We start from the raw sequence: 9,754 nt of genomic DNA on the forward strand, positions 1-9,754 counted from the left end.
GCCAGCTGGCGCAGAAGCAACTGGGCTTCGCCTTTTTGCATGCCCTGTTGCATGCCCTGTTGCATGCCCTGTTGCATGCCCTTTTTAAGAGCTATTCTTTCTATGCTTGTTACGTATGGCATTTGATACTCCTCCTCTATTTGACGAATATAGCCGTAGTGCTCGCCTGCTTTATTCTGCATACCTGGCAAGAGCCTTTTCCAGGTCTTCTAACCGTACCGGCCTGGCCAGGCAGGCAACCATGCCTGCCTCCAGGAACTTCTCCCGATCTCTTTGCATGGCAACTGTCAGGCTGCCTGGATCAACATAGAATATGTGGCATGGGGACTGGCTCTCCCCGCACTTTTTTTAAAACCTGTCAATCATCCTTCAGAAAAAGGTTTGGGGGTGCCTGTCCCCTGCTTTCCTTAAAAAGGGCTAAACTGTTACGTGCTTGAAGCTTCGAATCATGACCTAAACGTACCCTGCAACGTATCGGGTGTCAACACATGCAGCGCCTTTTCGGCGTAAAGAGTAAATGATATGATCTGTACAAGCTTTCTTTTGCCAGTCTTCAGAATAATTGAACAGGACTATGCCATGGCCTAGCCGTAAACTTCACTGGTTATTCCTGCCACGGTTATTGCTGTAAATGCTCCTGCCCGAAAAACTTACTGAACACCCTTTGAAAATCCTCGTGATTCACTGGTTTACCTATATAATCATCCATGCCTGCCTCCAGAAATCTCTCCCGGTCACCAGGCTGGGTATGAGCGGTTACTGCGATTATGGGAATGCCCGACATCCGACCTCCGATCTCCGACTTCCGACATCCGACTTCCGACATCCGACATCCGATCTCCGACATCCGACTTCCGACCTCTGCGGCGCGAATGCGCTGCGTCGCCTCCACCCCGGTCATAACAGGCATCTGAATGTCCATGAGTATGCAGTCGAAGCTCTGCTCCTGGAACAGGTCTACGGCTTCCTGCCCATGATTGGCCAGGACGACATTATGTCCCTGCTTTTCCAGCATCTTTTTCATAACCAGCTGATTCAAGGTATCGTCTTCTGCCAGAAGGATGTCCAGATTCTTTTTCGACTCCCGCTGAGTAGTGGCTGCAGTAACAGATTCTAAGTGATCCACAGCCGGCAGGGCAAAGGACAGGACCACGTGCACGGTAGTCCCCCGGTCCACTTCACTTTCAACGGAAATGTTTCCGTTCATCAAATCCACCAGGCGTTTGACCAGGGACAGGCCTAGACCTGCGCCCTGGTATTTGCGCGTGTACGATCCATCAACCTGTACAAAGGGTTTGAACAGATCACTCAACCTGTCCTCAGGGATACCGATTCCGGTATCGAAGACGGAAAACTGCACCCTGACATCTCCTTCTTTGGTCGCAGATAGAGGGGACAGCTGGACCTGCACGGACCCTTGTTCTGTAAATTTCAGGGCATTGCCCACCAGGGTAAACATGATCTGCTTGACCCGGGTCACGTCGCCTGTGACTTGTGCCGGAACATCAGGATCCATGAATAATTCCAGGGCGAGTCCCTTTTGGCGGGCTTCAGCCGAAAACAGACTGGATAAGGACTCAAGCAATTCCTGGAGGCTGAACTCTGCAGAGCAGATGATCATTTTTCCCGCTTCAATATTCGACAGTTCCAGAATGTCCGAAAGCAGGCGGGTGAACCTTTCAGACGATTTAATGGCCAGATTGACTAATTCCTGCTGTTCATCGTTTAGGTCTGTGTGTTGCAAAAGCTGCATCATGCCCATGATGCCGTTGAATGGAGTGCGTAGTTCGTGAGACATGTTGGCCAGAAACTCGGATTTGGCCTGATTGGCAGCCTCGGCCTGCTCTTTGGCCGACCTCAGTTGATCCTCAGCCAGTTTGCGGTCCGTAACATCCCAGACAGTGGATACCATGAGGCTGCTGTCAGGAAGGGGGATGTTTTTGGCGGTGATATAAAATGGCTCTTCCCCGGGGCGGTATACGGGAATATCTTTCCAGAACATGCGGGAGGGATCATTGCTGACGCAGTCCTCAAGCACTCTTTGTTTTATCTTTTCCCTGAATTCAGGCTCCTGATAAACCGCCTCCCAGAAATCCTTTTCAGCCAGCTCTTCTCTTGTAGTGCGGTAAAACCGGACAAAATTGTCGTTCATGTAGGTGTACTGCACTTCCGGATACACCGAGTTAATGGCCACACCCACTGGAAGGTTGTCCAGGGTGGATATGATAAAGTTTTCCCTTTTCTGCAGCTCATCCTCGGCCTGCTTACGCCTGGTGATATCCGTTGCTATCTCCATTCGTACCATACGCCCGTCAGGCCATTCTATGGCCCTGTCCCGGCAGTCATACCAGCGTCCATCTGCAAGATTCTGAAACTCCCAACGATATACCCCTGTGGGCTTATTGTCTTCTGTGAGCAGTTTATCATTGGTGCAAAATGGACAGGGGCCATTCTGCCTGCCTTGGATCGCCTCCCAGCATTTGCGTCCCACTATATCGCCGGACACCTCCCGGCAATATTCGTTGATAAACAATACTTCGTGATTGTTCATGTCAGCAATGTAAACGATGGCATCAATACTGTTGAGGACTGTGAGCAGTCTTCTCCTGGACTTTTCAAGGTCTTCTTCATTTTGCTTGCGCCGGGTGATATCCTGCCAGGCGATTATTCCGCCGGTTATCCTGCCCCGGGCATCCCGAACCGGCCCGGCGTCACAGCTCAAAGGTATAGCGCGGCCATCCACATGACGCTGAATTATTTCCTGGCCGAGCACTACTTCCCCGTGCATGATGGCCCTGGATAAGGGCAGATTATCCAGATCAGCCTTTGTCACTCCATCAGCCTGATATACTTCCCACTGGGAAAGAATTTCTTCTATTGACAAACCGACGTGTCTGTCTTCAGGCCAGCCCATAAGTTTCAGGCCGTGTCTGCTTACCCTTTTCAGGCGCATATCCGCATCTGCTATGGTTATGCCCACCGGAACAAAGGCCATCAACGAGTCCAGTGTCTGCCTGCCTTCCTCGGCCTCCTCCAGAGCACTCTGTAGATCCTCCCAGGTCTTTTTATGCTCGGTTATATCCAGGGCAAAACCTATGGTCCCGGTTATATTACCGCTTTGATCCAAACAGGGCAGTTTCTCGGTCAGACTCCATCCCATCTGCCCCCCGGCTTTCCGGTGAGGCTCAGAAATATTGCGCATGGATTGGCCGGAAGAAATTACTTTCCAGTCGTCATCTGAATATTTCATAGCTATGCTTTCAGGATGAACTTCAAAATCACTTTTCCCCTTCAGGTCTTTCAGTTCTATACCCACCAGGTCACAAAACTGCTTATTGGCATAAATATACCTGCCCTGCCTGTCTTTTCGCCAGATAAGCACAGGGACCGCATCCATGATGGTGGACAGCTCAACTCGGGCCTCAGCCAGTTCCTGCTGTGCCTGCCTGCGCTCTGAAACATCAGTGACAAAGCCCTGATAACAGGTGATGGTGCCTTTTTCATCCCGGACCACCCTTGCATTGATGGATACCCAGAAATTTTTCCCGTGCAGGCTGCAAAACCGGCATTCAAAATTCACCACCTGGCCCTGTCTTTCCAGGAGACGCATTATCTCAAGCCTGTCAGAGGGATCAGCGTAAACCTGAGAAGCAATGTCTGTTATCGATTCAACAAGCTCTTCTGGAGAATTATAGCCAAGCATTGTGGCCATGAAAGGATTGGCAGACAAAAATCTTCCCTGGGGTGTGGACGTGAAAATACCCATAGGCGCATTTTCCAGAAGGTCCTTGCAGTCCATGAACCTGGTCCCGCCGGTCAGGTTTTGAGGGGAAGGGGGGGATGAGGAATTTGCGGTCATCTCTTACTCCTGATTTGATATGCGTCTGTAAAAGATACTTTTTTTAGTCATAGAGGACTGATGCCAGAAGACAGGGTGCATAAAAATCAAATGGTTAAATGATGAGTTGAAAGGCTATCAGCTACTTTGTATTTTTATGGTCTCTTTCCGATTTTGTATTAATGCCGTCATTACCTTTAGTCAGGTCATTGTGGTTCTCCTGCATTAATCTGTTTCTGCCTCCTCCGGGCCCCAAGCTCAGCAGCAGGCCAGTGTGCTTCACTCCGGCAACCAGGTCAATACCTCCGTCAAATCTTGACGGACTGCTTCCATGTATGACTTCCAGGCCCTGTCGGGTCGTGTCATGCGTTGCGTCACAGTGATGGACTGCACGGCAGGCGCGGGCAGGTCACAGCGGAAAAAATCCAAATTCGGGGCAAGCAAAGGACTGGCTCGCTCATCTCCGGGCTCGACCAGCAGGGAAGGCCGGGTCGCGTAGGAAGGAGGGGCAAAATAACTGACCGGCGCAGCTTCGCAGCAATAAGCTGGCGACCTGCGCACCTCTGGCGGCATTGCCGCCAGTTCCGCCTCCAGTCGCGGGATTACCCGGATGAACAGGGCAAGGTCCCGCCGTCCGAGCTTTTCCAGGAGGTCATGGTTTCCGGCACGCAAGGCGTCCACCGCCTGCGAGAAACCGCTCTCGCGGGCCTCGAACTGTTCGCGCATTTCAGCCATCCCTGCGAGCATCTCCTCCGACTCTCCGGCCAGTCTCTTCATGCCCTCATAGGTATGTTCGAACCGGGCGCGCCGCTGCTGCGCCTGCTCTGTCACTTCCTGCTCGAATTCGGCCAGTTTGCTCCGTGCATCGCGGATAAGGGCCTGTATCCAGCGTTCCCGGCTGACAGGCACCCAAGGAGAGCGCCCCTCAGGGGTGATGACCCATCCCGTATCCCGCGAACGGCCGCGTTCCGGAGACAACAGGTGGACGGAAAACCCTCCCGCCTGGCCTGTTACCGGATACTCAAGGTAGATCGGTACCCCGGCATCCTTGAACAGCTTGGCGGCTGTGGCGTAGGGCGAGCTGACCAACACCGAGATATGTCCTCCGGAAGTACGGGCCTCTTTCCTGCTCGGCCGGAAGATCATCATGCCCAGACGGTATGTGGCCGGGCCCGGCTGCGAATCTTCGAGTTCCCTCCTGGTTCCGATTTCTCGGATCGGCAATATCTCGGCCCCCCGGACCAGCGCCTCTGATCGGCGTAATACTTGCGCGATATTTTCCAGATTAGCCGTAACGGCCTCTGTTTCCGCCGGGGTCAGGCCGGTGCGCGGCGCCCCGACCCCCTCCTCCCATGGAAACCAGCCGCCGACAGCCTCGGCGCTTGAAGGGGCCGAGTAACCATTGGCCCGGATCTCGATCGGGATCAGGAACAGAACAAGGACTGAGATGATGACTGCTGCCGCCACCCGGCCCGGTTTAAAATATAGTGCAGCGTGTGGTGGCATTTGATCTTCTCTTTTTTGCTTGATACTGCTTCACTATTGAAGCCGTGTGATCTGTTCTGGGCGCAATTCAGGTGTTGTCTGAGAGCGTGCAGGCGCATCCATAAACTTTCCCGTGTCCAGCTCACCCAACTCGTCTGTCTGCGCCTCAAATTCAACCCCTGGCCGCATCTCAACGGCCAGGGCCGGAACATAAAACAAGCGGCCGGAAAGATACTTCACACCAGCCGCTATTTTATTGCAGACTGTTCTGCTGCGTGCAGCAACCCGGATGCCCGGCAGCTTGAAAAATCCGGCCTGCGGGCTTCCGGGCGCTGTGGCATCCAGGGACAATGCTTACTCTTCAGCCTGGATGTATGCCGCCTCCTTCAGGAGATACAAAAACACAGGGATCCCTTCGATGGACCTTGCATAAGGACCGGACGCCGGGTATCAGACTGGCTGCAGGCGGAGGAGGTCAGGCGGGGAAGGCTGCCGGCAGGGCCTGGGCTGCGACCGGGAAAGCCTGCCGCCTCACCTGGTCTGTTCCCATATTTTCCGCAAAGCCCTTTCCGCCGTCGTTCGGACATCCGCGTCTTCATCCTTCAATGCAGCGGTAAGCGGCTCAACCGCGCGGGCATCGCCTATCTTCTCTCCCCCGATGTCTCTGCTCCCTTTTTTCTATCAAATAATTTGTACACACAATCTAAGTTATTTAACAATTTAAAACCATCAATATTAACCTCTTTGTTGCCAGAAGTCATAACAACCACATTAAGCAGGTTACAGATTTGCTCTCTTACCATTTCAATAAGTGGATCACTGTATAGAGGCTGTTTTTCATTTGAGGATAAAACAAATCGAAAAATAAAGTCTCCTGACTCATCAACAACTGAAGGCTTTTTTTTCAAATAGTTATGTTTTTCAGTGTCCATAAAGAGCTACTCCCCCTCCTTTATCTTTCAGACAAAAGTTTCAGGAATCAATAAGCGCGCAAGGATCAAGGACGTCTGTTTCGCCAAGAAAAGAAACATCAACATCCTGAATATGGTCAAGAGCCACTGGGTCTACAAAAAGCTGCGCAACTTCAGGGCTGGCATAGAGGCCATCATCTCCACCATGAAGCGGGCCTTTGGTCTGGACCGCTGCACCTGGAGAGGCTGGGATGGCTTCAAGCAATACGTTTGGTCCAGCGTGGTTACCTTCAACCTCCAAGTCATGGCCAACGCATAGCCTGCGTAGGGCTGAAAAAGTTGCTTCTCAGGAAGCAGTGCGTCCAAAATCAGGCTGTACGCATAATCTTTTCAAAGAACGTGTTACAGATCCTGCTCTGGAGGATAGTTTTCCCCCAGCGTACCACTCATAGCAAATCATAGGACCTGCGCAACCGGGGTTCTAATTAATACTTTCGATCCTCTCACATTGAATTAATTCTGTTGTAATTCCAGTATGTTTTTGTATATCAAGATAATTTCTTCCAATGATGTCTCTACCCCACTTGTTGAATGATGTACTTGGAATAAGAACTAAATCCGGATTCTTGGATTTATTTTTAACCCATGCATGAATTGCATCAATAAAATCATCGACAATCAGAAGATCACCAATCATTATATCACCACCCCAGAAATTATGTGCTGGCACTTCTAAAAATATTCTTTTGTCTGTGTAATCAAATAACCCACTAATTTTGATCATTTCCTCCAATGAGTCTTTCATCAGATATGATGTCAGAAATAAAATTGTCTGGGCATTATGAATTTCGGATGCCTGCTTTATTTGCATGATATGGTCTAGATCCAATCCTCCTCGGATTAAAAATCCATAGGGCGAAAATATTGGATCGTTTCCGCTTTTGTAAGGATAACTACAATGAAAATCCGTCTTTTGAATGTTTTCAATGCAGGTCTTTCCATTCCTGATGATGCCGATTCTTAATTCTTTTATTCCTGCTCTGTAAAAGCTGTTCAAAAGGTGTCTAGCAAAGTTTCTAAAGCCTATGGGCACCCCATTGATAGAAATAATTTCATCCATGGCCTTAAATCCGGCATTCCATGCCGGTGAATTTTTCACAACCCCATCTATTATCACCCTGTTTCTGTTTTTCGTAAAAAACCGCTCCTCAAATATGGCGGGTTGAAACAATATTGGTGTATTGATTTCTTTTCTCAACTCTCTTGCTGTAGATACAATCTCTTTCCATCTGTTAAGGCTTGATTTTAAATTCTTTCTGAATGGAGAAAATCTGGTATGTGCATCTAGATTGATTCTTATGAAATATGGTTCGAATTGATCCGACCATTTTATAGTTTTTATCATATCCTTAACGGGGATATCATGCCAAGTAACTAAACTGACAAAGAACGGCATAGTCTTCAGTCTTAGATAGGGAAGGGCTTTTAAGGCTGTTTCCGGAGCATTATCCTTCATAACACTTAAACGGAGAGATGGACTGCAACTATTCAGGGAAATACCTAGTAATACCGGATGGATAGAACATAAAAAGTCAATAAGATCTTTGCTTAGAAAGCTTCCACTTGTTATAATATTAAATATCTTATCGGTCTTATCACGAACTTTTTTAGCTATCTTCTTGAATTCAGGATGAGTTAACATTTCGAAATAATTATATTCTGATTTGCCAAAAAGCCCCAACCCATCTTCCGGATCCCAATATTTCAGCCTTGTATCTATCTCTTCTACACGGGTCTTCCAGCCATACTTTGATTTTGTATAATATCCGGGTGGATCGTTTTTATGAAGACAGAATGCGCAATTTGTACTACACATCCAGGATAAATATTGTAAAATGGCAAAGTATGGATCCTGATTATTTTCATCCTTACCCCTCCATTGTGATAATTCCTTTAAACGAAATCCTGTAGGGATGACAGGAAAACCATGGGCAAAAACCTCAATAACTCTGAGCATAGATTCAATTTGACGTGAAATAAGCTCAATCCTTGGCTCAAAACGAACTATAGCTTTAGTATCTGAATAAAATGACTCCCAATTGATTGAATAATTGTAACTTATCAGTGGAACCTTTCTAATCCTAAATCCATCTATTTTTATTGTTGTGCCATCAATTTCTAAATCAATTACCTTAAGCATAGATTTCATTTGAGAGTCTATATATGAAATAAATACTTTGTTATTAGCTGCAATAAAGTTCAAACCTGCATTGCCTCCCCGTATTTAAAAAATCTTTTTATTGTTGTTTCATGTTGAAAGACCAAATCTTTTGCATACTCTTGAAACATAGAGATAAGATATGGTGAAAAAACTATATCTTTACAGAGATCACAAATATTATTTTCTTTATATGTTCTTGGTTTCCATTCCCAGCTTTCTTTTGTTATTATATCAATAATTCCTTTTGGACCGATTGTACGAAGTGCTTGTATTAAGAAATCATGATTCGCTTTTTGATAAATTTCATTAAAATTTACTTTATGTAAATTGCCAAGCCAAAGAAAATGATTGGATCTAGGAATTAACTCATCATGGCAACATGCCATCACATTGCCATCATATTTCACAACTGGAGCATTTAAGCGATCACATGCTCCTTCGGGCAGATCATGTGTATGTCGATCTATGACCAAGTTATTTTTTGCAGCTCTCCCCATAGCTCTAAGATTTATTTCAAGAAATTCAATCTCTCTTATTAAATTATCTCCCATTAGCTTGTAAAACCTATCTTTGAAAGAAATATTATTATTGTTTACGAATGTAATAACAATATTTATATTTTTTTCTAAAGCTGCAATAGTAGCATGTTTTATTCTTTCAATAGGAACAAATTTTTCGTGAAACTCATCTGCACTAATTTGCAACACAGTAAAGAGTGGAAGAGATTCAATAACTCTTTTGGCATTCACAGGATTTGAGGCCCAAAATCCACTAGTACCCACAACAACTTTCATGCCATAATTCTCTGCAGCTGAAAGTATTTTTTTTAATAAATCAATATTTGTAAATGGTTCTCCTCCGCTTATGTTAATCAACTCAACAGTTTTAGTTTCTCGAATACCTCTCATCCACGAATCGACCACAAACAATGGAATAGATTCGTTGTATTCAGGGCCAGCTTCTACAGAACAATGTTTGCACTTAAGTGGACATTTTCTTGTAACGAACAAAAGGACAGTCTTATAGAAACTAGACCTTAGTTTTATTAATTGCTCTAAATTCATTATATCCTCAACATATTGCATAAAGATAAAATGCGGCCCTACAAATAGCTTGCGGGCCGCTTATTTTTACCACAAAATTACACCTGTGTCTTTCACTGCCTCATTTCCAATGTTAGGTCCAAGCTTGTCCTTTATTGCTTTCAACTGCTGTAAATCTCTAGGAGTGAGCCTTTCTAACGCTCTTTTTTGAGTAGGTGTAAGCTTGTCTTCATATTTAGGTAAAGTTCTTCTCATA

General features: G+C 46.7%; 6 protein-coding genes and 1 pseudogene. 1 reads left to right on the forward strand and 6 read right to left on the reverse strand.

Annotated elements, in window-relative coordinates; genetic code table 11:
* Positions 1-619 precede the first annotated feature (619 nt).
* The 4 genes from QZP87_RS04940 to QZP87_RS04955 form a co-directional block, all read right to left on the reverse strand.
* Positions 620-3,859: a PAS domain S-box protein gene (locus tag QZP87_RS04940; protein WP_291321810.1), complete on the reverse strand. Its 3,240-nt coding sequence runs from the start codon at positions 3,857-3,859 to the stop codon at positions 620-622.
* A gap of 258 nt (positions 3,860-4,117) precedes the next feature.
* On the reverse strand, positions 4,118-5,344 hold the full coding sequence (locus tag QZP87_RS04945) for a hypothetical protein (protein ID WP_291321811.1): 1,227 nt from the start codon (positions 5,342-5,344) through the stop codon (positions 4,118-4,120).
* A 33-nt stretch (positions 5,345-5,377) separates the two neighbouring features.
* Positions 5,378-5,674 (reverse strand): hypothetical protein, encoded by a 297-nt coding sequence (locus QZP87_RS04950; RefSeq protein WP_291321812.1) that lies wholly within the window; start codon positions 5,672-5,674, stop codon positions 5,378-5,380.
* Between the two features lie 290 nt (positions 5,675-5,964).
* Complete coding sequence (locus QZP87_RS04955; protein WP_291321813.1) at positions 5,965-6,255, reverse strand: hypothetical protein; 291 nt, start codon at positions 6,253-6,255, stop codon at positions 5,965-5,967.
* A gap of 64 nt (positions 6,256-6,319) precedes the next feature.
* On the opposite strand from QZP87_RS04955, the pseudogene QZP87_RS04960 reads away from it, so the two are divergent.
* Positions 6,320-6,553 (forward strand): annotated as a pseudogene (locus QZP87_RS04960) (transposase); the annotation flags it as partial.
* Between the two features lie 162 nt (positions 6,554-6,715).
* Here the strand turns inward: QZP87_RS04960 and QZP87_RS04965 are convergent.
* Together QZP87_RS04965 and QZP87_RS04970 are read right to left on the reverse strand one after the other, a co-directional pair.
* Positions 6,716-8,497, reverse strand: coding sequence for a radical SAM protein (locus tag QZP87_RS04965; RefSeq protein ID WP_291321814.1), 1,782 nt, complete (start codon positions 8,495-8,497; stop codon positions 6,716-6,718).
* Positions 8,494-9,519, reverse strand: a complete 1,026-nt coding sequence (locus QZP87_RS04970; protein WP_291321815.1) for a radical SAM protein — start codon at positions 9,517-9,519, stop codon at positions 8,494-8,496. Before QZP87_RS04970 ends, QZP87_RS04965 begins: the two co-directional genes overlap by 4 nt.
* Positions 9,520-9,754: the final 235 nt, after the last annotated feature.

It is taken from the genome of Desulfonatronospira sp. (assembly GCA_003563255.1).
Classification (GTDB): Bacteria; Desulfobacterota; Desulfovibrionia; order Desulfovibrionales; family Desulfonatronovibrionaceae; genus Desulfonatronospira.